We start from the raw sequence: 22982 nt of genomic DNA on the forward strand, positions 1-22982 counted from the left end.
CCGGCGGCGCGGCGCGCGCGGTCGCGTTCGCGGCCCTGCTCGAGCCGGGCCTCGCGCTCCTCGTCGCTGCCGAGCGAGAAGTCTTCCCACCATTCGGCCAGTTCGGCGTCGACCTCGCCGGCATCCGCCCGCAGGCGCAGGAAGTCGAAGCCGGCACGGAAGCGCGGCTGCTCGACCAGCGTCAGCGGCCCGCGGCCGACACGGCGCTCGAAGCGCGGCTGCATCATCCAGATCTCGCGCATATCGCCGGCCAGCTTGCCGCGCCCGGAGATGTCGCCGATGCGCGCGTCGAAGGCGGCGTCGATGGCCTGCTGCAGCGCGGGCAGCGGCGGCTCGCCCTGGCCCTTGATCTTCTGCCAGCGATCCTGCACGTCGTGCCAGAGCATGCAGGCGAGCATGAAGCTCGGCGCCACCGGCTTGCCCTCGTCGACGCGGCGATCGGTGTCGGCCAGCGCGAGCTGCACGAACTTCTCGCGGCCGTCGTGGCGATGCGCCTCGTCGAGTGCGACGTCGAGCACCGGGAACACGCCGCGGTGCAGGCCCTGCTTGCGCAGTTCCTCGATGCTGGCCAGCGCATGGCCAGTCTGCAGCAGCTTGATCATCTCGTCGAAGGTGCGCGAGGCCGGCACGTTGTCGAGCAATGCCGCCATCTCCTTGATCGGCGCGCGTGTCTTCGGCTCGATCTCGAAGCCCAGCTTGGCCGCGAATCGAACCACGCGGATGATGCGCACCGGGTCCTCGCGGTAGCGCGTGACCGGGTCGCCGATCATGCGCAGCAGCTTCTTCTTCGAGTCCTTGATGCCGCCGTGATAGTCGACCACGATCTGGCGCTGCGGGTCGTAGTACATCGCGTTGACGGTGAAGTCGCGCCGCGCGGCGTCTTCGATCTGCGGGCCCCAGACGTTGTCGCGCAGCACGCGGCCGCTGGCATCGACGACGCTGGTCTTGCCGGCCAGGTCGCCCTTGGAGGTCTTCTCGTTGCCGGCCACCTGTTCGGTGGCGGCGGCGTCGATCAGCGCGCGGAAGGTCGAGACCTCGATGACCTCGTGCTCGCGGCCGCGGCCATAGACGACGTGCACGATGCGGAAGCGCCGGCCGATGATGAAGGCGCGTCGGAACAGCGCCTTGACCTGCTCCGGCGTGGCGTTGGTGGCCACGTCGAAGTCCTTCGGGCGCAGGCCGAGCAGCAGGTCGCGCACGGCGCCGCCGACGATGTAGGCCTCGTGGCCGGCCTCGGTGAGCGTCTTGACGACCTTGATGGCGCGCTCGTCGACCAGCGACAGGTCGATGCCGTGCTCCTCCTTGGTCACCTCGACGCGCTTGCCCAGAGGGGCGCCGGAGGCCGACTTGGGCGTCTTGCCCAGCAGCTTGTCGATGAATTTCTTGATCATTCTGCGAACAGTCTCAGGATGCGCCAGCCGCGTTCACGCGCCACGGCTTCCAGGGCAGGCGACGCGTTGGTCGCGACAGGATCGGTGGCCCGCTCGAGCAGCGGCAGGTCGTTGGGCGAGTCGCTGTAGACGCTGATGCGCGCGAAGTCGCCCCAGTTCCGGCCCGACTCGGCGAGCCACTGCCCCACCCGCACGACCTTGCCCTCCCGGTAGCTCGGCGTGCCGGCGATGCGGCCCGTGATGGTACCGCCTGGGCCGCGCTCCAGGCGCACGGCGATCAGCGTCTCGATGCCGAAGGCCTTTGCGATCGGGCCGGTGACGAAGTCATTGGTGGCGGTGACCAGGGCCACGGTGTCGCCGCGCGCCTGGTGTTCGCGCACCAGGTCCAGCGCCTGCGGGCGCAGCGCCGGCTCGATCACCTCGTGCATGAACTGCGCATGGGCGGCGGCCGCCGCCGCGGGGCCACGCTCGCGCAGCGGCGCGGTGGCGAAGGCGATGTAGGCATGGATGTCGAGCGCGCCGGCCTTGTACTGGGCGAAGAACTCGTCGTTGCGCCGTCGGAACGCAGCCTCGTCGACCCAGCCCAGTCGGATGACGAACTCGCCCCAGGCGTGGTCGGAGTCCAGCGGGATCAGCGTCTCGTCGAGGTCGAACAGGCACAGGTTCATGCGGTGCCCTCCTCGGCAAGCATCTGCTTGAGCATGGGCACGGTGATGGCACGCTTGTTGGCCAGCGAGAAGCGGTCGAGCCGGTCGAGCTGCGCCATCAGGTGCTTGAGGTCGCGTGCGAAGCGGGTCAGCAGGTAGTCCATCACCTCGTCGGAGAGGAACACGCCGCGGCGATCTGCCTCGCGGCGCAACGCGGCACGGATCTCGGCTTCGGCCAGCGGCTGCAGCGCGAAGACATGACCCCAGCCCAGGCGCGTTCGCAGATCTTCGCGCAGCGGCAGGTCGACCGGCGGCAGGCGGCCGGCGGCGGCCAGCGGGATGCCATGCGTCGTGGCATCGACGAACAGGGCAAAGGCGGCGTGCTGGCGCGCGTCGTCGAGTTCGTCGCAGTCGTCGATCACCACCAGCGACCAGCTCTCGTCGATCTCCCAGGGCAGCGGCGCGGCCGCTTCGAACCAGCCGCTGCGCTGCCCGCGCTCGTGAGCGCGGCGAACGAGCGAGCGCAGCAGGTGGGTCTTGCCGGTGCCCCGCGCGCCCCACAGGTAGGTGACGGGCGCCGCATCGGCCCCGCCTTGCGCCAGATGGGCCAGCGCGGCATGGTTCGCCCCGGGCAGGAAGGTCGCGAAGCTCTGCTCCGGTCCGCTTCCGATCGCGCCGATGGCCAGCGGCAGTTGCTTCATCCGCGGTACAGGGGGCTGGCCAGGTAGGCGACCTGCAGCCGGCGCACCGCCACCACGATCAGCGCACTGACCGGCAGCGCGATCAGCACGCCGACGAAGCCGAACAGGTGGCCGAAGGCCAGCAGCGCGAAGATCACCATCAGCGGGTTCATGCCGATGCGCTCGCCGACCAGGCGCGGCGTCAGCCACAGGCTTTCGACCACCTGGCCGATGCCGAACACCACCGCCACCGCGATCACGCCGTACCAGCTGGCGAACTGCAGCAGGCCGGCCAGCAGCGCGAGCACCAGGCCGAGGCCGAAGCCGAGGTAGGGAATGAAGATGGCCAGGCCGGTGAACACGCCCACCGGCAGCGCCAGGTCGAAGCGGAACAGCGCCAGGCCGATGCTGTAGAACGCGGCGAGGATCAGCATCACCAGCAACTGGCCGCGCAGGTACTGACCGAGCACGCCGTCGCACTCGTCGAGGAAGCCGACCACCTGCTCGCGCATGCGCGGCGGGATCAGCGCCTGGGTACGCTCGACCAGCCGCGGCCAGTCGCTCAGCAGGTAGAACAGCACCACCGGCACCAGCACCATGTTGCCGATCACCGCCAGCACGATGCTGCCGCCGATGCGTGCCGAGCTCAGCGCCGTGGCCAGGCCGTCCTCCAGATTGGCGTTCAGGTACTTCAGCACGAAGGCCTTGATGCCGGCGATGTCCAGCGAGACATGGATGCCGAACTGCGCCAGCCACGGTGCGACGCTGCGGTTCAGCTTGTCGGCCAGCAGCGGGATCTGCTCGCGCAGCAACGGCAGTTCCTTGGAGATGATCGGCACGATCAGCAGCAGCACCGCCAGCACTGCGACGATGAAGACCACCTCGACGAGCAGAACCGACGCCAGCCGCGGCACGCGCCGCGCGACCAGGCGTTCGACCGCGGGGTGCAGCGCGTAGGCCAGCACGGCGCCGACGATGAAGGGCGTCAGCACAGGTGCCAGCAGCCACAGCAGCAGGATGGCGGCCAGGGCGATGCCGGCCCAGGTGAGGCTGCGACGTTGGGCGGGAGTCAGGTTCATGCGGCCGCGGATTCTACGTGGCGGCCCATGGGCGGCCATCAATGCAGCCGCGGCGTGCCCTGCCGGCGCAGTTCGGCCAGCCGGGCGGCGATCGCCGCGCGGTCCTGCGCATCGCCGGCGTGTTCGAGGTAGTCGGCCAGGTCGCCCACCGCCGAGCTGTTCATGCCGAGCTCGGCGTAGGTCAGCCCGCGGTCGCGCCGCTCTTCCCAGGCTTGCGGCAGCAGCAGCACCAGGCGGTTGAGCACCGCCAGCAGGCGCGGCCAGTCCTCGGCGCTGCGGTGGATCTCCTTCAGGTTGCGCAGCATGCGCGCGATCACGTCGCGCGGCTGCGCCGACTGCAGGAACAGGCCCAGCGGCGCGTCGAACTCGCCGGTCAGGCCGCGGTTGCGCTTGTACGGGGCGAGCAATTCATCGAGTTCCTCGCGCGACAGCGACTGGCCGGTGAACGGGTCGATCACCACCTCGCCCTGCGGCATCTTCAGCTTGACGAGAAAGTGGCCGGGGAAGGACACGCCACGAGCCGTCAGGCCGACCTGCGTCGCCAGCTCGATGTAGATGACGGCCAGCGTGATCGGGATGCCACGGCGCGTGTCGAGCACACGATGCAGGTAGCTGTTGGCCGGGTCGTAGTAGTCGTTGACGTTGCCGGCGAAGCCCAGCTCGTGGAAGAAGAAGCGGTTCAGCCAGCGCAGCCGCTGCAGCGGCACCGCGTCGGCCGGGATGCGGCGGCGCAGCCTCTCTGCCATCGTGTCGAGCTCGGCGAGCACGGACTGGGTGTCGAGCGAGGGGAACTCGTCCTGTGCGATCGCGATCGCCGTTTCGACCATCGGCAGGCTGGCGTCGTCGGCGACCAGCGACGCGAAGTAGCCGAGCGCGTCGGGCGCCTCGAAGTGCATCGGACCGGCCATCGGATCAGTTTAGCCGCGCCGGATGAATTGTCGAAGCTTCAAGCCGCTGGCCAGCAGGCAGGCGAAGTACAGGGCCACGGCTGCGGCAATGCAGCCGGCGAGCAGGCCCACGCGCGTCCAGGGCTGGGTGCCCAGGGCGATCCAGTCGACGGTGCGCGAGGCCCACCACAGCAGCGCCGACATCAGCGCAGTGGCCAGCCCGATCCGCAGCCCGAACAGTGCCCAGCCCGGCTCCGGGGTGTACAGACCGGCGCGGCGCAGACCGATGAACAGCCAGCCGGCATTGACCAGCGCGCCTACACCGATCGACAGCGCCAGCCCGGCGTGGCCGAGCCAGGGCACGAACAGCAGGTTCATCAGCTGCGTCAGCACCAGCACGACGATGGCGATGCGCACCGGCGTGCGGATGTCCTGGCGCGCATAGAAGCCGGGTGCCAGGATCTTCACGCCCACCAGCCCCATCAGGCCGACGCCGTAGCCCATCAGCGCGAGCGCGGTGCGATCGACATCGCGCGGCGTGATGGCGCCGTAGTGGTACAGCACCGACACCAGCGCCTTGGGGAAGATCAACAGTGCCGCCGCGCAGGGCAGCGCCAGCAGCAGCACCAGGCGCAGGCCCCAGTCGAGCAGGCCCGAGTAGCGCTCCGACTCGCCGGTGGCCTGCGCGGCCGAGAGCTGCGGCAGCAGCACCACGCCGAGCGCGACGCCGAGCAACGCGGTCGGGAACTCCATCAGCCGGTCGGCATAGGTCAGCCAGGACACAGCGCCCACACCCTGGTGCGAGGCGATCTGCGTGTTGATCAGCAGCGACAGCTGTGCGACCGAGACCCCCAGCAGCGCCGGCGCCATCTGCTTGAGCACACGCAGCACGCCGGGGTGGTGGAAGGCTGCACGCAGCGCCGCCGGCCCCAGGCCGATGCGCGGCAGCGCGCCGATGCGCAGCAGCGCCGGCACCTGCACCGCGAGCTGAAGCACGCCGCCGGCCATCACGCCGATCGCCAGCGCGTAGATCGGCTCGATGCCGTGGCGGCGCAGCAGCGGCGTGACCAGCCACGCCGCGGCGATCACGCACAGGTTGAGCAGCACCGGCGTCGCCGCGGGCACGGCGAAACGCTTCCAGGTATTCAGGATCCCTGCCGACAGCGCGACCAGCGACATGAAGCCGATGTAGGGGAACATCATCCGCGTCATCAGCACCGCGTTGTCGAAGCGCTCGAGGCCGGAGGCGATCAGCCAGACCACCACCGGCGAGGCGATCACGCCCAGCGCGCAGGTGACCAGCAGCGCCCAGAACAGCACCGTGGCGACCGCGTCGATCAGCCGCCGGGTCACCTCGTCGCCCTCGCGGGCACGGGTTTCGGCGAGGATGGGCACGAAGGCCTGCGAGAACGCGCCCTCGGCAAACAGCCGGCGCAGCAGGTTCGGGATGCGGAACGCCACCTGGAAGGCGTCCATGAAACCGCTGGCACCGAAGGCCGCGGCGACGATCGCCTCGCGGGCCAACCCGGTGATGCGCGAGGCCAGCGTGAAAAGCGAAACGGTGGAGGCGGCCCGCAGCAGATTCATGAGTTGCCGCCGATTATAGGGAGCGCGTGAATGTGCTATATTCGCGGTCTTTGCTCCACCCAGCTCAGCAGCTCAAGCATGGCCACCTCCTCCAAAGCCAAGAAGACCGTTCGTATCGCGTCGGGGCGCAAGCGCGTCCGTCAGGACGTCAAGCTCAACGCCGCCAACACCGCGCTGCGCTCGAAGTTCCGCACCGTCATCAAGAACGTGCAGAAGGCCGTGATCGCCGGCGACAAGGCCAAGGCCAGCGAAATCTTCCAGGCCGCCCAGAGCGTGATCGATTCCGTGGCCGACAAGGGCCTGTTCCACAAGAACAAGGCCGCTCGCCACAAGAGCCGCCTGGCCGCCAAGGTCAAGGCGCTCGCCGCCGCCTGATACAGATCTGGGATGGAGTACGAAGGGCCTGCCATGCAGGCCCTTTGTCATTGGGGGCCTGCGCCGTGCAGGCCCTTCGTCATTTCGGCGTGGTGCGCTTCTCGCCGGGCTCGGGCAGCAGGCAGGCCTCGCTGGTCTGCAGGTGGTTGTCGCGAGCGAAGTTCATCACGAAGTCCCAGGCCATCGGCTCGATCTCGCGCAGCGCCTCGTTGACGATCACGCACTTCACGCCGTTGATGACACGCGGCACGCAGTAGGGTGAATAGCCGATGTAGGCACCGATGCCGCCACGTGCGCCCTCGGGGCGAAAGCAGGCCATGGCGCCGGCCAGCCGCTCGGCCCAGTCGCTCGGTCGGAAGGTCCTGCCCTCGAGGGTGATGCCCTGGATGAAGATCTCGCGGGGTTTCGGGGCGGTCATGGGAAAGGGTTCGTGCCGGGCAAGCAGCCACCACGGGGGCTCGGTCCAGAGCAGCCGCCGGTCGGCAGCCGCCATTGTGCCGTCAATGTGCTGCAGCGCAGCAAGCCTGATGCCCGGTTCGATCGCGCCCATGGGAGCTTATCGGCGCCTCAGGGGCGACCCTTAGAATCGCGGCTCCCCTGTAGGCGCTGGAGATTGCGATGAATGCCCCGGAAAAGCTGCCCACGAGCCTCGAACCGCATGTGATGAAGACCTACGGCCGGCTGCCGATCGCGCTGTCGCACGGCCGAGGCTGCTGGGTCTGGGACACCGACGGCAAGAAGTACCTCGACGGCCTGGGCGGCATTGCGGTGAACACCCTGGGGCACGGCCACCCCAAACTGGTGCCTGCACTGCAGGATCAGGTCGCCAAGCTGATCCACAGCTCCAACTACTACCACGTGCCGTTGCAGGAGCAGCTCGCCGCCAAGCTGTGCGAACTGTCCGGCCTGACCAGCGTGTTCTTCTGCAGCACCGGCCTGGAAGCCAACGAGGCGGCACTGAAGATCGCCCGCAAGTTCGGCCATGACAAGGGCATCACCCGCCCGGAGATCGTGGTCTACGAGAAGGCCTTCCATGGCCGCTCGATCGCGACGCTGTCGGCCACCGGCAACCCGAAGGTGCAGGCCGGCTTCGGCCCGCTGGTCGAGGGCTTCCCGCGGGTGCCGCTGAACGACGTCGCGGCGATCGAGCAACTCGCGTCGACCAACCCGAACATCGTCGCCGTCTTCCTGGAAGTGATCCAGGGCGAAGGCGGCATCAACCCGGCCACCACCGACTACCTGCGCGCCGTGCGCAAGCTCTGTGACGACAAGGGCTGGCTGCTGATGCTCGACGAGGTGCAGTGCGGCATCGGCCGCACCGGCAAGTGGTTCGCCCACCAGTGGGCCGGCATCCAGCCCGACGTGATGCCGCTGGCCAAGGGCCTCGGCTCGGGCGTGCCGGTCGGTGCGGTGGTCTGCGGTCCGCGTGCCGCCGGGGTGTTCGGCCCGGGCAACCACGGCACCACCTTCGGCGGCAACCCGCTGTCCATGCGCGCCGGCGTCGAGACGCTGCGCATCATGGAAGAGGAAGGCCTGCTGGCGAACGCGGCGAAGGTCGGCGCGGCGCTGAAGGCGGGGCTGGAGCGCGAACTCGCCGACGTGACGGGAGAGGGCGGCGTGGTCGAGGTTCGCGGCCAGGGTCTGATGCTCGGCATCGAGCTGGCCCGGCCCTGTGGCGAACTGCTGAACCGCGCGGCCGAGGCCGGCCTGATGCTCAGCGTCACCGCCGACAAGGTGGTGCGCCTGGTGCCGCCGCTGATCCTGTCGGAGTCCGAGGCGGCGCAGATCGTCGCCATCCTCGCGCCGTTGATCAAGACCTTCCTGGCCGAGCCGGCGAAGTAGCACCGCACCCGCGCCATGAAACCCGGCATGAGCCTGATGAAGCACTACCTGCAGTTCAAGGACCTGCGCGCCGAGGAGTACGCGTATCTGTTCGAGCGCACCGGCATCATCAAGAAGCGCTTCAAGAACTACGAGAAGTACCAGCCGCTGGTCGACCGCACGCTGGCGATGATCTTCGAGAAGGCCAGCACGCGCACGCGCGTGAGCTTCGAGGCCGGCATGTACCAGATGGGCGGCTCGGTGGTGCACCTGACCACCGGCGACAGCCAGCTCGGCCGCGCCGAGCCGATCGAGGACAGCGCGCGCGTGATCAGCCGCATGGTCGACATCGTGATGATCCGCACCTACGAGCAGACCAAGCTCGAGGGATTCGCGGCGCACTCGCGCGTGCCGGTGATCAACGGCCTGACCAACGAGTACCACCCCTGCCAGATCCTGGCCGACATCTTCACCTTCATCGAGCACCGCGGCTCCATCCAGGGCAAGACGGTGGCCTGGGTCGGCGACGGCAACAACATGGCCAACACCTGGCTGCAGGCGGCCGATGTGCTCGGCTTCACGCTGCACGTCAGCACGCCCAGCGGCTACGAGATCGACCCGAAGCTCGCCGGCGTGAGCAATGCCGGCTGCGTGAAGACGTTCAGGAGCCCGATCGCCGCCTGCGAGGGCGCGCACCTGGTGACCACCGACGTCTGGACCAGCATGGGCTACGAGGCCGAGAACGAGGTGCGCATGAAGGCCTTCGCCGACTGGTGCGTCGACCGCCAGATGATGTCGGTGGCACAGCCCGACGCGCTCTTCATGCACTGCCTGCCCGCGCACCGCGGTGAAGAGGTCGAGGCCGAGGTGATCGACGGCCCGCAATCGGTCGTCTGGGACGAGGCCGAGAACCGCATGCACGTGCAGAAGGCGCTGATGGAGTACCTGCTCCTCGGCCGAATCGGCTGAGCCCGTGCGCCTGGCCCTGATCACCGACCTGCACGCCAACCGCGAGTCGGTGAGCGCGGTGATGGCGCACGCCAGCACCCAGGACATCGACCGCTACGCCTTCCTCGGCGACTTCGTCGGCTACGGCGCCGACCCCGGCTGGGTGGTCGACCTGGTGCGCGATCATGTCGCGCGCGGCGCGATCGCGGTGATGGGCAACCACGACGCAGCCGTCGTGCAAGGCCCCTTGCCGACCATGATTCCGGAAGCACGCCTGGTGGTGGAATGGACGCGCGAACGCCTCGATGCCGACCAGATGACCTTCCTCGCCACGCTGCCGATGTCGGCCACCGACGAAGACCGCCTGTTCGTGCACGCCAATGCCTTCGCGCCGGCCGAATGGTCCTACGTGCTCGGCCGCATGGAGGCGGTGCGCAGCCTGCAGGCCACGGCCGCGCGCTTCACCTTCTGCGGCCATGTGCACGACCCGAAGCTGTTCCACCTGACGGGCACCGGCAAGATCGGCGACTTCGTGCCCAGCGCGGGCATGCCGATCCCGCTGTCGGAGCAGCGCCGCTGGCTGGTCATCCCCGGCTCGGCGGGCCAGCCGCGTGACGGCAACCCGGCCGCCTGCTACGCGACCTTCGACACCGCGAACGCCACCCTCACCTACTTCCGCGTGCCTTACGACACCGAGACGGCAGGCGCGAAGATCCGTGCGGCCGGGCTGCCGCAGCGGCTGGCACGGCGGCTCGAGCATGGTGAATGACGACGGGCACACCGCCAACCGGCTCGAGCCCGGCCAGCTGATCGACGACTTCCGGCTGGAGGAGCGGCTGCACCAGGGCGGCATGGCCAACCTGTGGCGTGTCACCCGCATCGATGCGGCCGAGGACAGGCCGTTGATCATGAAGGTGCCGCGCATCAAGGGCGGCGACGACCCGGCCACGATCGTCGGCTTCGAGGTCGAGCAGATGATCATGCCGACGCTGTCGGGCCCGCACGTGCCGAAGTTCGTCGCCAAGGGCGACTTCACGCGCCAGCCGTACATCGTGATGGAGCACATCCCGGGCGCGTCGCTGCGCGCGCGCTTCGACGCCTCGCCGCTGCCGCTGGACGAGGTGGTGCGCACCGGCATCAAGGTGGCGACGGCGCTGCATGAACTGCATCGCCAGCGCGTCATCCACCTCGACGTGAAGCCGAGCAACATCATGTTCCGGCAGAGGCCGGACGGCACGCAGGGCGAAGCCGTGCTGGTCGACTTCGGCCTGTCGCGCCACGACCAGCTGCCCGACCTGCTCGACGAGGAATTCGAGCTGCCGATGGGCACCGGCCCCTACATGTCGCCCGAGCAGGTGCAGTTCGTGCGCAACGACCCGCGCAGCGACCTGTTCGCGCTCGGCGTGCTGATGTACCACCTGGCCACCGGCGAGCGCCCGTTCGGCAACCCGAACAGCGTGCGGGGCCTGCGCCAGCGCCTGTACCGCGAGCCGGTGCCGCCGCGGATGCTGCGGCCGGACCTGCCGCCGTGGCTGCAGGAAATCATCCTGCGCTGCCTCTCGGTGCAACCCGACCAGCGCCACCAGACCGCCGCGCAGCTCGCCTTCGAGCTGGCCCACCCCGACCAGGTCGTGCTCACCGAACGGGCGCAGCGCACGCGCAAGAGCGGCGGCCTGACGACCTTCAAGCGCTGGTTCGGCGCGATCGGCGGCGAGCCGGCGGCGACCGCCAGCGCGACCGGCCAGACCGAGCGCAGCCCGATCCTGCTCGCTGCGGTCGACGTCGCCGGCGCCACGCCGGCGCTGCTCGAGGCGGTGCGCGGCACCGCGCTGCGCCTGCTGCAGACCGAGCCCGGTGCCCGCCTGGCCTGCCTGGCGGTGATGAAGACCCACCGCATCGCCACCGACGAGTACCTGGAACCCGACGGCAGCAGCAAGCACGTCAACCTGCTGGTGCAGCTCAAGCACTGGGCACATCCGCTGCAGCGGATGCTCGATCCGAATCGCGAGCTGCAGGCCGGGCGCATCACCTACCACGTGCTGGAGGCGCCGGACGCGGCCGACGCCATCGTCGAGTACGCGCGCAAGAACCATGTCGACCACGTCGTGATGGGCGCGCGCAGCAGCGGCGGGCTGCGCCGCTACCTCGGCAGCGTGTCGGCGCAGGTGGTGGCGCAATGCGATTGCACCGTCACCGTGGTGCGCGCCGCCGCCGAGGATTGAGTCGCGCGGTGGACGACAACCCCTGCATCCGCTGCGGCGCCTGCTGCGCCAGCTTCCGCGTCGACTTCGCGGTCGAGGAACTCGAATCGAATGGCGGCCGCGTGCCCGACGGGCTGAGCGTCGAGGTCAATCAAGCCAGCTGCCGCATGCGCGGCACCGACCATGCGTCGCCGCGCTGCGCGGCGCTGGTCGGCACGGTCGGCGTGAAGGCCCATTGCGGCATCTACGAGTGGCGGCCGTCGCCGTGCCGCGAGTTCGGCCTGCGTGCGCCGATGGGCCTGGGCGACGAGGCCTGCACGCGCGCACGCGCGCGGCACGGCCTGCCGCCGCTGGCGGTCTGAGTCTCACGGCGCCGGTGCGGCGGGCGGCAGCGATGCGGGCAGCGGCCGCCGCCAAGCCTCGGCCCACTCCGCCATCAGCGTGTCGTTGGGTTCGCCTTCGCGCACCAGCAGGCCCGTCTCCAGCTCGCGGCTCGACTCGTACCAACCCGGGCCGCAGTCTTCGGGCTCACCGTCGAGCCGCATCATGCTGAAGCGGCGCAGGAAGCGCTGCTCGGCGGCGCGGTGTCGGCACAGGTCGGCGATGCGGGTGATCAGTCGGGCCATCTCGTCCTCCAGCGGTGTGTCGTGCTGGAGGCCAGTGTTCCGATCGGGCCGTGCCTCGAAAATCGCCCGATGGTCGTCCCCCGGCGGCGTTCCCCCTGCGCCGCCCCCGGTCGGGGGAGGGATCAGGCGTCGGCCGGAATCACGCTGACGGCCACATCCATCGCCTGCGTGCCGCCGCCCAGGATGACGCCGCGCAGCGGCACCACGTCGGCGAAATCGGCGCCCCAGGCCAGCGTGATGTAGCGCTGGTCGGCGAGCTGGTCGTTGGTCGGGTCGAACTCCACCCAGCCGTGGCGCGGCGACCAGACGGCCACCCAGGCGTGGGAAGCGTCCACCCCCATCAGGCGGGGCTGGCCCGGGGGCGGGTCGGTGAGCAGGTAGCCCGACACATAGCGCGCCGCCAGGCCATGGCCGCGCAGCGCGGCGAGCATCAGGTGGGCGAAGTCCTGGCAGACGCCGCGGCGGTGCTGCAGCACCTCGTCGACCGAGGTGCTGACGGTGGTGGCGTCCGGGTCGAACTCGAAGTCGGCATGGATGCGGTGCATCAGGCCGAGCACCGTCTCCAGCCAGTCGCGGCCGGGCACGAACGAGGCCGCCGCATAGTGACGCGCGGCGTCGGACAGCGGCAGCAGCATCGTCGGCTCGCACATGCGCGCCGCCTCCAGGTCGGCCGGGGCGCCGTCCTGCAGCAGCGCCTGGCGAACCGCCTCCCAGGGCTGCGTCGCGTCGGCCTGCAACTGGGGCCGCGCGCCGATCTCGACCTCGGCCTGCATGCGCACACGCAGCCGCCGGTGCGCGCGGTGCAGGCCGAAGTGCGTGACGGTGTTGCCGAACGCGTCCGGGCCGTCGTGGCGCTCGTCCGGGTGCGGATCGATGTCGATCGCGTGCGCCAGCAGGCGCTGCCAGGGCAGCGTGCGCGGCGTCAGGCGGGCGCGCTGCCAGGACTGCGAGACCGGCGCGTCGTAGGCGTAGCGCGTCTCGTGCTCGACGCGGTATCTCACAGCCTTCATGCGACGAGGGACAGCACGCTGCGCGAGGCCGCGTGCGAGAAGAACTTCAGCGTCAGCTCGTCGGACACGCCGCCGGCAACACGCTGCAGCTGCTCGAGCAGGTCGGCCAGCGCCTCGCTCTCCGGGTGCAGGTCGGCCGGCGTCAGTGCCGCCAGTGCCGCCTGCCCGGGCGCGACGACGTCGCTGGCGAAGCGGCCGTGCACCGCCTCCAGCTTGGCGACGTACTCACCCAGGCCCTTGACCTGGAAGGCCAGCGAACGCGGCACCAGCTCGTCGCGCACCAGCAGGTCGAGCACCGGCAGCCACTCCGGCGCCACCAGATAGCGGGAGCGGTAGGTCACCGAGGAATCGGCCCATTGCAGCAGCCACTCGAGGCCCTGGTCGCGCCCATCGCTGGTCGCCACGCGCAGCGCGGCGCAGAGGTTCCACAGCCGTTCGATGCGCCGGCCCATCGAGAGGAAGCGCCAGCCGGTGCCGCGGGTCATGCCGTCGAGCACGAAGCCCGACAGCGTGACCATCGCGGCGACCGCCCGGTCCAGCCAGGCCAGCGCCAGCGGCAGGCGCATCGCGGTGGAGGCATTGCTGCGCTGGAACACCGGGTCGCCGATCAGCTGGTTGATGGTGCGCCAGTGATCGGCCGACATGCGGTCGCGCAGGTTGAAGGCGACGCGCGAAACCTGGCGCAGCCGCTCGGCGAGCGCGCCGTCAGGATGGGTCGCGGCGCGCAGCAGCGCGATCGCCGGGTCGTCGTCCTCGTCGACCAGCCCGAGCCGCGCGCACAAGGCCAGCGCCGCGCTGCCGCCTTCCATCGCCTCCTCGTCGAGCTGCGCCTCGATGGCCACGCGCAACAGACGGATGGCCGCATCGGCGCGTTCGCCGTAGCGGCCGAACCAGAACAGGTTCTCGGCGCTGCGCGAGGGCAGGTTGGCGCGCGAGCTGACCAGGTCGGCCGGCCTCACCGTGCTGGTCAGCAGCGAGAAGGAGGCGTTGACCGGGGCGTCGGACAGCACCCAGGTGTCCTTCGAGCGGCCACCGCGCTGCATCGCGATGACGCGCGGCTCGCCCTCGCCGGCCACCCGCGTCAGCCCGCCAGGCATCAGCTTGTAGCCGTCGGGCGTGGCGACGGCGAACACGCGCAGGCCGACGGTGCGTGCGGCCAGCGACTCGCGCCCGTGTGCGCCGCGCTCGAGCACCGGCGCCTGCGAGACATGCACCCACTCCTGCGCGACGTAGCGCTGCGGGCGCGCCGCCACCCGCGCGCGCAGCTTCTCGCGCCCGGCGGCATCGAGGTCGGCGCCGAACACCGCGGGCTCGCGCGAGGAGCGCTCCAGCGGCTTGATCAGCACCTGGTCGAGGCGCTTCCAGGCATCCTCGAATGCGGCCGGCTCACCCAGCCACCAGGTCGCCACCGAGGGCAGCTTGAGCGGCTCGCCGAGCAGCTGTTCCGACAGCCGCGGCAGGTAGCCGAGCAGCGCGCCCGACTCGAGCACGCCCGAGCCGAGCGAGTTGGCGATCAGCACCGTGCCGCGGCGTGCGCACTCGGTCAGCCCGGCCACGCCCAGCGCCGAGTCGGAGCGCAGCTCGAGCGGGTCGCAGTAGTCGTCGTCCTGGCGGCGCAGCAGCGCATGCACACGCTTGAGGCCCTCGACCGTCTTCATCCACACGCAGCCGTCGCGCACGGTCAGGTCGCTGCCCTCGACCAGCGCCACGCCGAGGTAGCGCGCCAGCAGCGCGTGCTCGAAGTAGGTCTCGTTGAACGGGCCGGGGGTGAGCAGCGCGATCAGCGGCGAACCGTCACCCGGGCCGCCACGCGGCGCCCAGCGCAGCAGCGACTCGCGCAGCGCGGCGAAGAACGAGGCCAGGTGCTGCACGCGCAGCTCGCGGAACAGCTGCGGAAAGACGCGCGAGACGACCAGCCGGTTCTCCAGCGCGTAGCCCGCCCCCGAGGGCGCCTGCGTGCGGTCGCCGACCACCCACCAGCGGCCGTCGGGCGAGCGCGCCAGGTCGGCGGCGTAGTGGAACAGGTGCACGCCGCCCGGCGGCCGGATGCCCTGCGCCGGCGACAGGTAGCCGGCGTGGCCGAACACCACGCCCGGCGGCAACGCGCCGCTCTTGAGCAGCGCCTGCTCGCCGTACAGGTCAGCGAGCACGCGGTTGAGCAGCTCGGCGCGCTGCGCGATGCCTTCCTCGATGGCGCGCCACTCGTCACCCGAGAGCAGCAGCGGCAGCGGATCGACCTCCCACGGCCGGTCCATGCCCTTCGGGTCGGCATAGACGTTGTAGGTGATGCCGTTCTCGCGCACCTCGCGCTCCATCAGCGCGAGCGTGTCCGACAGCCCCCTTCCGCCCCGCTCGGCCAGCGCGCGCAGGAAGGCATCCCAGTGCGGCCGCGGCGCGTGTGGCTGCGCCAGCAGCTCGTCGTAGCGGCCGCCACGGGCCGCGTAGCCGGCGAGCAGGTTCTTCAGCATCGAGGGCGTCCGGGGGCGGGCCGGGCTGTGACGTCCTCAGGATTGTCGCCGCAGGTCGAGCGTGAACGGGAAGTTGGGGTTCCTCTCTTCGCGGGGGATGCTCATCTCGCCCGGCGTGTGGCCGAGGCGGAAGAAGCGCGCCAGACGGCGCGCCTCGGCCTCGTAGGCGTTGACCGGGAAGGTGCTGTAGTTGCGCCCGCCCGGGTGCGAGACGTGGTACTGGCAGCCGCCCATCGAGCGATTCATCCAGCTGTCGACCAGGTCGAAGGTCAGCGGCGCGTGCACGCCGATGGTCGGGTGCAGCGACGAGGCCGCGTTCCACGCCCGGTAGCGCACCGCGCCGACGAACTCGCCGACCTGCCCGGTCGGCTGCAGCGGCACCATCCGTCCGTTGCAGGTGAGCACGTGGCGGTCGCCGACCAGCCCGGTGACGCGCAATTGCAGCCGCTCGACCGAGGAGTCGACGAAGCGCACCGTGCCGCCGGGCGCGCCCTCCTCGCCCATCACGTGCCAGGGTTCGAGCGCGAGGCGCACTTCCACCTCGACCCCGCGCGCCGTGAACTCGCCCAGGCGCGGGAAGCGGAAGTTCAGGTGCGGCGCGAACCACTCCAGCTTCATCGGGTAGCCGAAGTCGTTCAGTTCCTCGACCACGTCGGCGAGGTCTTCCCAGACGAAGTGCGGCAGCATGAAGCGGTCGTGCAGCTCGGTGCCCCAGCGCTTGAGCTTCGCCGGCCGGTACGGGTGCTGCCAGAAGCGCGAGATCAGCGAGCGCATCAGCAGCTGCTGCGTCAGGCTCATGCGTGCATGGGGCGGCATCTCGAAGGCGCGCATCTCGAGCAGGCCGAGGCGGCCGGTCGAGCCATCCGGCGAGTACATCTTGTCGATGCAGAACTCGGCGCGGTGGGTGTTGCCGGTGGAGTCGATCAGCAGGTTGCGCAGCAGCCGGTCGATCATCCACGGCGGGCAGGCCTGCGGCCCGAGCGCCGACTGGCGCTGCAGCTCGGCGAAGGCGATCTCGATCTCGTAGACCGAGTCGTTGCGCGCCTCGTCGATGCGCGGCGCCTGGCTGGTCGGGCCGATGAACAGGCCCGAGAAGATGTAGCTCAGCGCCGGGTGGTTGTGCCAGTAGGCAATCATGCTGGCCAGCAGGTCGGGCCGGCGCAGGAAGGGCGAGTCGGCCACCGTGGCGCCGCCGAGCACGAAGTGGTTGCCGCCGCCGGTGCCGGTGTGGCGGCCGTCGAGCATGAACTTCTCGGTCGACAGCCGCGTCTCGTGCGCCGCCTGGTAGAGGTGCGTGGTCTGCTCGACCAGCTCCGACCAGCTGTGTGCCGGGTGGATGTTGACCTCGATGACGCCCGGATCCGGCGTGACGCGCAGCGTCGACAGGCGCGGGTCCTTCGGCGGCTCGTAGCCTTCCAGGATCAACGGCAGCTTCATCTCGAGCGCGGTGTCCTCGACCACCGCCACCAGCTCGAGGTAGTCCTCCAGCGAGGAGGTCGGCGGCATGAACACGTACAGGCGCCCGTGGCGCGGCTCGGCCGAGATCGCCGTGCGCGTGACCCAGCCGGCCGACTCGAAGCGCTGCGGCGTGCGCAGCGACGGCGCCGGCGCGGCGGTGGAATCCTCGTCGAGCTGGCCAAAGCCGCTGTTGCCGAAGCCGCTGCCACCGGCGCCACGCAAGGCGGCGCGCGACCGGTCGGCAAAGCTGGCCAGCGGCGGCGCGCCCGCGCCGGCACCGCCTTCGCCGAGATGGCTGGCGAAACGCAGCCGCTGGTACGACGGAAGCGCCGGGAAGGGCTGGGTCGGGTCGGGCGCGTGGATCCAGGGCATGTCGGCACCCGTGGCCCAGGGCTGCGAGTCGAGCGGCAGCCGGTAGCCGAGCGCCGAGTCGCCGGGGATCAGGTAGCAGCGCTCGCTGCGCAGGAACCACGGGCCGGTCTGCCAGCGCGCCGGGCCGCTGTACTGGCGCGCCACCGGCAGCACGTGGCCGACCACCTTGTCCAGCCCCTGGCTGAACACCTTGCGCAGGCGCTCGCGCTCGAGCGGATCGGCCAGGCGCGCGTCGAACGGGTCGACATTGGCCGGCAGCTTGCGCTCGCGCCACAGGTAGTACCAGACGTCCTCGTAGGCCGTGAACACGTACTTCGGATCGAGCGCCAGCCGCTTGGCGACGCCTTCGAGAAAGCGCTGCGCCTGCACGTCGGTGACGCCGTAGTCCTGGTGCTCGCTGGCGAACAGCTCGGGGTGCGTCCACACCGGCTCGCGGTCCTTGCGCCAGAACAGGTTGAGCGACCAGCGCGGCAGCTGCTCGCCCGGGTACCACTTGCCCTGGCCGTAGTGCAGCAAGCCGCCGTCGCCGTACTTGGCGCGCAGCTTGTCCATCAGGTCGGCGGAGAGAAGCCGCTTGGTCGGCCCCAGTGCCTCGGTGTTCCACTCGGCGCCGTCGCGGTCGTCGACCGAGACGAAGGTCGGCTCGCCGCCCTGCGTCAGCCGCACGTCGTTGCGCCGCAGGTCTTCATCGACGCGGTGGCCCAGCGCCTCGATCTCGCTCCACTGCGCGTCGGTGTAGGGCAGCGTGACGCGCGGCGCCTCCCAGACGCGCGAGACCTTCATGTGGTGCTCGAACTCGGTCTCGCACTCGTCGAGCGCACCGGTCACCGGTGCGGCCGAGCCGGGGTCGGGCGAGCAGGCCAGCGGGATGTGGCCCTCGCCGGCAAGCAGGCCGGAGGTCGGGTCCAGGCCGATCCAGCCGGCGCCGGGCAGGTAGACCTCGCACCAGGCGTGCAGGTCGGTGAAGTCGACCTCGGTGCCGCTGGGCCCGTCGAGCGACTTGACGTCGCTCTTGAGCTGGATGAGGTAGCCAGAGACGAAGCGCGCGGCAAAGCCGAGGTGGCGCAGGATCTGCACCAGCAGCCAGCCCGAGTCGCGGCACGAGCCGCTGGCGCTGACCAGCGTCTCTTCCGGCGTCTGCACGCCCGGCTCCATGCGGATCAGGTAGCCGATGTCCTTCTGCAGCTTCTGGTTCAGCTCGACGAGGAAGTTGGTCGTCTGCTTCTTCTCGCGCGGGATGGCGGCCAGGTACTTCGCGAAGGCCGGCGTCAGCTCGCCCTTGAGGCGGTACGGCGCCAGTTCGTGGGCGAGCGAGGGGTCGTACTCGAACGGAAAATGTTCTGCCGAGGGCTCGAGGAAGAAGTCAAACGGGTTGAGCACCGACATCTCGGCGACCAGGTCGACCTCGATGCGGAAGCTCGTCGTCTTGTCCGGGAAGACCAGGCGCGCCAGGTAGTTGGACTGCGGGTCCTGCTGCCAGTTGATGAAGTGCGTGGCCGGCTCGACGCGCATCGAGTAGCTCAGGATGCGCGTGCGCGAGTGCGGCGCCGGGCGCAGGCGGACCACCTGCGGCCCGAGGTTGATCGGCCGGTCGTACCGGTAGTGGGTCACGTGGTTGAGCGCGACGTGGATGGACATTCAGGACTCCAGGGTGATCGGTTCGGCGACGGGGCCGCCCATGGGCTCGATGCGCACGCGCACGCGCATCGATTCGTCGCCACCGCCTTCGCGCACGCCGCGGACGGGCGCGCAGGCAGCATAGTCGGGGCCGACGGCCAGGCGCACGTGGCGCTCGTCCATCAGGCACAGGTGGGTGATGTCGACACTCAGCCAGCGGCGCTCGGCCACATCGAGGCAGACGTCGGCCCAGGCGTGGCTGGCGAGTTCCGGCGCAGTCGGCGAATGGAAATAGCCGCTGACGTAGCGCGCCGGCAGGCCGGCGGCACGGCAGGCGGCGATGAAGACATGGGCCTGGTCCTGGCACACCCCGGCGCCGATGGCCAGCGCTTGCTGCGCCGTGGTGGCCACGTCGGTCACGCCGGCGCGGTAGACGATGCGCCGGCAGACGGCCTCGGCCAGACCCAGCAGATCACGCTCGCCAGGACGGCTGGCGATGTGCCCGTGCCCCAGCCCGGCCAGTGCGGCATTGGCCGCGGTCAGCGCGGTGGGCCGCAGGTACAGCGCCGGATGCGGCGCCGCGAGATCGTCGACCAGCCAGGCCAAGGGCGTGGTGGCCACCGTGCCATGCGCCTGCACACTGCCTTGGTACACATGCCGCCCGCCGCGTGCACGCGCCATGCTCCAGCTGTGCGAGAGATTGCCGAAGCCGTCGCGCTGCGCGTACAGCGGCCCGGGCGCGCTGACCTGCCAGTCCACCACCTCCTGGTGCGCATTGGCCTGCGGCGTCAGGCACAACTGCTGCAGCGCGTACTTCAGCGGCGCGCTGTACTGGTAGTGCGTCTCGTGGCGGATGCTGAGTTTCATGGCTCAGCGGACCGTCACTGCACGGGAACCAGGAAGTCGCGGCTGATGCCGACGCCGATGGTGTTCACGCGGTCGAGGAACTGCGTCAGGAAGGCGTGCAGGCCGGTGGCCAGGATCTCGTCGATGCGGCCGTACTGCAGGTCGGCGCGCAAGCGGCCGGCCTGGCGCAGCGTCTCGCCCGACTGCTCGTTGGCGACCATCGTCAGGTTGCCCACCACCTCGTGCATGCACGCCGCCAGCGAGCGCGGCATGTCCGGGCGCAGGATCAGCAGCTCGGCGACCTTCTCCGGCAGGATGACGTTGCGGTAAGCCTTGCGATAGACCTCGAAACCGGAGACCGAGCGCAGGATCGCCGACCAGTGGTAGAAGTCGAACTCCACGTCCTTGGCGACGCCCTGGCTCTGACTCTGGCTCTGCGCCGAGCCGAAGAACTCGCTGTCCACCGCATGGAACTTCACGTCGAGCAGGCGCGCGGTGTTGTCGGCCCGTTCGAGGAAGCTGCCGATGCGCAGGAAGTGGAAGGCCTCGTCCTGCAGCATGGTGCCCACGGTCACACCGCGCGACAGGTGCGAGCGGAACTTGACCCACTCGAACAGCGCGCTCGGGTCGCGGTGGAAGTCGCTGGTCGCGACCATGCGCTGGAACTCCAGCCAGGTCTGGTTCTGTGTCTCCCAGACCTCGGTGGTCAGCGTGCCGCGCACGGCGCGGGCGTTCTCGCGCGCGGCCATCAGGCAGGAGCGGATGCTCGACGGGTTCTGCGCGTCGGCCACCATGTAGTCCATGACTTCGCGCGCCTCGACCGTGCCGTGACGCTTGGCGAAGTCGCCGCTCAGCTCGGAGATGCCGAGCAGGCCCTTCCAGCCCTTCTCGGCGGCGTCGGCGGATTGCGGCAGCAGCGAGGTCTGGTAGTTGACGTCGAGCATGCGCGCGGTGTTTTCGGCCCGCTCCATGTAGCGCGACATCCAGAAGAGGTGATCGGCGGTACGTGACAGCATGATCAGACCTCCAGAACCCAGGTGTCCTTGGTCCCGCCGCCCTGCGACGAGTTGACCACCAGCGAGCCTTCCTTCAGCGCCACGCGCGTCAGGCCGCCGGGCACCATCTGCACCGTCTTGCCCGACAGCACGAAGGGCCGCAGGTCGATGTGGCGCGGCGCGATGCCGCTCTCGACGAAGGTCGGGCAGGTCGACAGGGCGAGCGTCGGCTGCGCGATGTAGCCCTCGGGGTGGGCTTCCAGCGCCTTGCGGAAGTCGGCGATCTCGGCCTTGGTGGCGGCCGGGCCGACCAGCATGCCGTAGCCGCCGGCACCGTGCACCTCCTTCACGACCAGCTCGGGCAGGTGGTCGAGCACGTACCTGAGGTCGTCGGCCTCGCGGCACAGGTAGGTCGGCACGTTGTTCAGGATGGGCTTCTCGCCGAGGTAGAACTCGATCATCTTCGGCACGTAGGGGTAGATCGACTTGTCGTCGGCCACGCCGGTGCCGATCGCGTTGCACAGCGCCACGTTGCCGGCGCGGTAGACGCCCAGCAGCCCGGCGCAGCCGAGCGTGGAGTCGGCCCGGAAGGCCAGCGGGTCGAGGAAGTCGTCGTCGACGCGGCGGTAGATCACGTCGACCCGCTTCGGCCCCTGCGTCGTGCGCATGTAGACGAAGTTGTCCTTGACGAACAGGTCCTGGCCCTCGACCAGCTCGACGCCCATCTGCTGCGCCAGGAAGGCGTGCTCGAAGTAGGCGCTGTTGTACATGCCCGGCGTCAGCACGCAGACGGTCGGCTCGTTGACGGCCGCCGGCGCCACCGCGCGCAGCGTCTCGAGCAGCAGGTCGGGGTAGTGCGCCACCGGCTCGACGCGGTGCTGGCTGAACAGCTCGGGGAACAGCCGCATCATCATCTTGCGGTTCTCGAGCATGTAGCTCACGCCGCTGGGCACGCGCAGGTTGTCCTCCAGCACGTAGTAGCTGCCGCTGCCGTCGGGGTTGGCGGCACGCACGATGTCGATGCCGGAGATGTGCGAGTACACACCGCCAGGCACGTCGACGCCCATCATCTCGGGGCGGAACTGCGCGTTCTTGAAGATCTGGTCGGCCGGCACCAGGCCGGCGCGGATGATCTCCTGGTCATGGTAGACGTCGTGGATGAAGCGGTTCAGCGCGGTCACGCGCTGGGTCAGGCCCTTCTCCATCTCGATCCATTCGTGGGCCGGGATGACACGCGGGATCAGGTCGAAGGGGATCAGGCGCTCGGTGCCGGAACCGTCTTCGTCCTTGGCGCCATACACCGCGAAGGTGATGCCGACGCGGCGGAAGATCATCTCGGCCTCTTCGCGGCGCGACTTCATCACGTCGCGCGGCTGCTGGGCGAGCCAGCGGTCGTAGCCCCTGTAGTGCTCGCGCACCGTGGTGCTGCTGGCCTGCATCTCGTCGAAGCTGGGTCTCATCGAAAGCGTCTCCTCGGAATGCAGGGTAGCAAAAAGCAGGCCACTCACCGCCCGGCGGACGGCTGCGCAGCTTGATGGTGCCAGTAGCGGCGCGCGGCGTCACGCTGGCAAACCGTGGTAGGCAGAGCCTCGGAATGCCAATGCCAGGCACCACAGCCGGCGCTGTCGGCGAGTTCCACGCCGCGGGCACGGTAGCGCTCGACCACCTCGGGCGCCGGGTGGCCGAAGCGATTGCGGTAGCCGGCCTGGACGAGCGCCCGCCGCGGCTGCACTGCGGCGAGGAACAGCGGCGTCGACGACGTGCGGCTGCCATGGTGCGGCACCAGCAGCACTTCGGCGCGCAGCGCATCGCCCCAGCGCCCGGCGAGCTGCAGTTCCTGCTCGCGCTCGATGTCGCCGGTCAGCAGCGTGGCCGCGCCGCCGGCGCCGGCGATGCGCAGCACGCAGGAGACGGCATTGGGCCGCAACGCGGCATCGAGCGGGCCGGGCGGCGGATGCAGGAACTCGAAGCGCA

At 70.0% G+C, this 22982-nt stretch carries 20 protein-coding genes and 1 pseudogene; 6 read left to right on the forward strand and 15 right to left on the reverse strand.

Translation table 11 applies throughout. The features are described from left to right. The 6 genes from pcnB to murJ form a co-directional block, all read right to left on the reverse strand. The coding region (pcnB, locus tag AAG801_RS25910; protein WP_341890961.1) for a polynucleotide adenylyltransferase PcnB at positions 1-1391 on the reverse strand (1391 nt) is incomplete at its 3' end. After that, on the reverse strand, positions 1388-2059 hold the full coding sequence (locus AAG801_RS25915) for an HAD family hydrolase (RefSeq protein WP_341890962.1): 672 nt from the start codon (positions 2057-2059) through the stop codon (positions 1388-1390). The genes AAG801_RS25915 and pcnB, both read right to left, overlap by 4 nt. Continuing rightward, positions 2056-2739, reverse strand: coding sequence for a DnaA regulatory inactivator Hda (gene hda / locus AAG801_RS25920; RefSeq protein WP_341890963.1), 684 nt, complete (start codon positions 2737-2739; stop codon positions 2056-2058). Before hda ends, AAG801_RS25915 begins: the two co-directional genes overlap by 4 nt. Next, a complete protein-coding gene (locus tag AAG801_RS25925) occupies positions 2736-3797 on the reverse strand; it encodes an AI-2E family transporter (protein WP_341890964.1) in 1062 nt (353 codons plus the stop codon). Before AAG801_RS25925 ends, hda begins: the two co-directional genes overlap by 4 nt. A gap of 38 nt (positions 3798-3835) precedes the next feature. Then, on the reverse strand, positions 3836-4705 hold the full coding sequence (locus tag AAG801_RS25930; RefSeq protein WP_341890965.1) for a tetratricopeptide repeat protein: 870 nt from the start codon (positions 4703-4705) through the stop codon (positions 3836-3838). A gap of 9 nt (positions 4706-4714) precedes the next feature. Then, positions 4715-6271, reverse strand: a complete 1557-nt coding sequence (gene murJ, locus AAG801_RS25935; RefSeq protein ID WP_341890966.1) for a murein biosynthesis integral membrane protein MurJ — start codon at positions 6269-6271, stop codon at positions 4715-4717. 78 nt (positions 6272-6349) lie between these two features. Between murJ and rpsT the strand changes: the two genes are divergently transcribed. Beyond that, a complete protein-coding gene (gene rpsT / locus AAG801_RS25940; protein ID WP_341890967.1) occupies positions 6350-6646 on the forward strand; it encodes a 30S ribosomal protein S20 in 297 nt (98 codons plus the stop codon). 79 nt (positions 6647-6725) lie between these two features. Here rpsT and AAG801_RS25945 read toward each other — a convergent pair whose 3' ends face one another. Beyond that, positions 6726-7064 (reverse strand): DUF3579 domain-containing protein, encoded by a 339-nt coding sequence (locus tag AAG801_RS25945; protein WP_341890968.1) that lies wholly within the window; start codon positions 7062-7064, stop codon positions 6726-6728. 200 nt (positions 7065-7264) lie between these two features. Between AAG801_RS25945 and AAG801_RS25950 the strand changes: the two genes are divergently transcribed. From AAG801_RS25950 to AAG801_RS25970, 5 genes are read left to right on the forward strand one after another with little or no spacing between them, the layout of a single operon-like run. After that, complete coding sequence (locus AAG801_RS25950; RefSeq protein ID WP_341890969.1) at positions 7265-8488, forward strand: aspartate aminotransferase family protein; 1224 nt, start codon at positions 7265-7267, stop codon at positions 8486-8488. 15 nt (positions 8489-8503) lie between these two features. Beyond that, the gene (argF, locus tag AAG801_RS25955) at positions 8504-9436 is read left to right on the forward strand and encodes an ornithine carbamoyltransferase (RefSeq protein ID WP_341890970.1); all 933 of its coding nucleotides are present in this window, start codon (positions 8504-8506) and stop codon (positions 9434-9436) included. 4 nt (positions 9437-9440) lie between these two features. Further along, the gene (locus tag AAG801_RS25960; protein ID WP_341890971.1) at positions 9441-10184 is read left to right on the forward strand and encodes a metallophosphoesterase family protein; all 744 of its coding nucleotides are present in this window, start codon (positions 9441-9443) and stop codon (positions 10182-10184) included. After that, positions 10174-11637 carry a bifunctional serine/threonine-protein kinase/universal stress protein gene (locus tag AAG801_RS25965; protein ID WP_341890972.1) on the forward strand — a complete coding sequence of 488 codons (1464 nt, stop codon included), beginning with the start codon at positions 10174-10176 and terminating at the stop codon, positions 11635-11637. Before AAG801_RS25960 ends, AAG801_RS25965 begins: the two co-directional genes overlap by 11 nt. An 8-nt stretch (positions 11638-11645) precedes the next feature. Beyond that, complete coding sequence (locus tag AAG801_RS25970; protein WP_341890973.1) at positions 11646-11978, forward strand: YkgJ family cysteine cluster protein; 333 nt, start codon at positions 11646-11648, stop codon at positions 11976-11978. Between the two features lie 3 nt (positions 11979-11981). On the opposite strand, the gene AAG801_RS25975 is transcribed toward AAG801_RS25970, so the two are convergent. The 8 genes and pseudogenes from AAG801_RS25975 to AAG801_RS26010 all read right to left on the reverse strand — a co-directional run. Further along, positions 11982-12242 carry a hypothetical protein gene (locus tag AAG801_RS25975; RefSeq protein WP_341890974.1) on the reverse strand — a complete coding sequence of 87 codons (261 nt, stop codon included), beginning with the start codon at positions 12240-12242 and terminating at the stop codon, positions 11982-11984. A gap of 122 nt (positions 12243-12364) precedes the next feature. Next, the gene (locus AAG801_RS25980) at positions 12365-13252 is read right to left on the reverse strand and encodes a transglutaminase family protein (RefSeq protein ID WP_341890975.1); all 888 of its coding nucleotides are present in this window, start codon (positions 13250-13252) and stop codon (positions 12365-12367) included. Further along, positions 13249-15720 (reverse strand): circularly permuted type 2 ATP-grasp protein, encoded by a 2472-nt coding sequence (locus AAG801_RS25985; protein WP_341890976.1) that lies wholly within the window; start codon positions 15718-15720, stop codon positions 13249-13251. Before AAG801_RS25985 ends, AAG801_RS25980 begins: the two co-directional genes overlap by 4 nt. 36 nt (positions 15721-15756) lie before the next feature. Continuing rightward, positions 15757-19188, reverse strand: coding sequence for a transglutaminase family protein (locus tag AAG801_RS25990; protein ID WP_341890977.1), 3432 nt, complete (start codon positions 19186-19188; stop codon positions 15757-15759). Then, positions 19189-20034, reverse strand: coding sequence for a transglutaminase family protein (locus tag AAG801_RS25995; protein ID WP_341890978.1), 846 nt, complete (start codon positions 20032-20034; stop codon positions 19189-19191). A gap of 14 nt (positions 20035-20048) precedes the next feature. Continuing rightward, positions 20049-21029 (reverse strand): alpha-E domain-containing protein, encoded by a 981-nt coding sequence (locus AAG801_RS26000; protein ID WP_341890979.1) that lies wholly within the window; start codon positions 21027-21029, stop codon positions 20049-20051. 2 nt (positions 21030-21031) lie between these two features. Continuing rightward, the gene (locus AAG801_RS26005) at positions 21032-22468 is read right to left on the reverse strand and encodes a circularly permuted type 2 ATP-grasp protein (protein WP_341890980.1); all 1437 of its coding nucleotides are present in this window, start codon (positions 22466-22468) and stop codon (positions 21032-21034) included. A gap of 44 nt (positions 22469-22512) precedes the next feature. After that, positions 22513-22982, reverse strand: a pseudogene (locus tag AAG801_RS26010) (competence protein ComEC); the annotation flags it as partial.

This window comes from Variovorax sp. YR752, from assembly GCF_943372545.1.

Coding starts and splice junctions, on each gene's coding strand:
- AAG801_RS25925 (WP_341890964.1), bottom strand. CDS start 3,797: ATGAACCTGACTCCCGCCCAACGTCGCAGCCTCACCTGGGCCGGCATC.
- AAG801_RS25945 (WP_341890968.1), bottom strand. CDS start 7,064: ATGACCGCCCCGAAACCCCGCGAGATCTTCATCCAGGGCATCACCCTC.
- hda (WP_341890963.1), bottom strand. CDS start 2,739: ATGAAGCAACTGCCGCTGGCCATCGGCGCGATCGGAAGCGGACCGGAG.
- AAG801_RS25980 (WP_341890975.1), bottom strand. CDS start 13,252: ATGAAGGCTGTGAGATACCGCGTCGAGCACGAGACGCGCTACGCCTAC.
- rpsT (WP_341890967.1), top strand. CDS start 6,350: ATGGCCACCTCCTCCAAAGCCAAGAAGACCGTTCGTATCGCGTCGGGG.
- AAG801_RS25930 (WP_341890965.1), bottom strand. CDS start 4,705: ATGGCCGGTCCGATGCACTTCGAGGCGCCCGACGCGCTCGGCTACTTC.
- argF (WP_341890970.1), top strand. CDS start 8,504: ATGAAACCCGGCATGAGCCTGATGAAGCACTACCTGCAGTTCAAGGAC.
- AAG801_RS26005 (WP_341890980.1), bottom strand. CDS start 22,468: ATGAGACCCAGCTTCGACGAGATGCAGGCCAGCAGCACCACGGTGCGC.
- AAG801_RS25990 (WP_341890977.1), bottom strand. CDS start 19,188: ATGTCCATCCACGTCGCGCTCAACCACGTGACCCACTACCGGTACGAC.
- AAG801_RS25965 (WP_341890972.1), top strand. CDS start 10,174: ATGGTGAATGACGACGGGCACACCGCCAACCGGCTCGAGCCCGGCCAG.
- AAG801_RS25950 (WP_341890969.1), top strand. CDS start 7,265: ATGAATGCCCCGGAAAAGCTGCCCACGAGCCTCGAACCGCATGTGATG.
- murJ (WP_341890966.1), bottom strand. CDS start 6,271: ATGAATCTGCTGCGGGCCGCCTCCACCGTTTCGCTTTTCACGCTGGCC.
- AAG801_RS25975 (WP_341890974.1), bottom strand. CDS start 12,242: ATGGCCCGACTGATCACCCGCATCGCCGACCTGTGCCGACACCGCGCC.
- AAG801_RS25995 (WP_341890978.1), bottom strand. CDS start 20,034: ATGAAACTCAGCATCCGCCACGAGACGCACTACCAGTACAGCGCGCCG.
- AAG801_RS26000 (WP_341890979.1), bottom strand. CDS start 21,029: ATGCTGTCACGTACCGCCGATCACCTCTTCTGGATGTCGCGCTACATG.
- AAG801_RS25915 (WP_341890962.1), bottom strand. CDS start 2,059: ATGAACCTGTGCCTGTTCGACCTCGACGAGACGCTGATCCCGCTGGAC.
- AAG801_RS25985 (WP_341890976.1), bottom strand. CDS start 15,720: ATGCTGAAGAACCTGCTCGCCGGCTACGCGGCCCGTGGCGGCCGCTAC.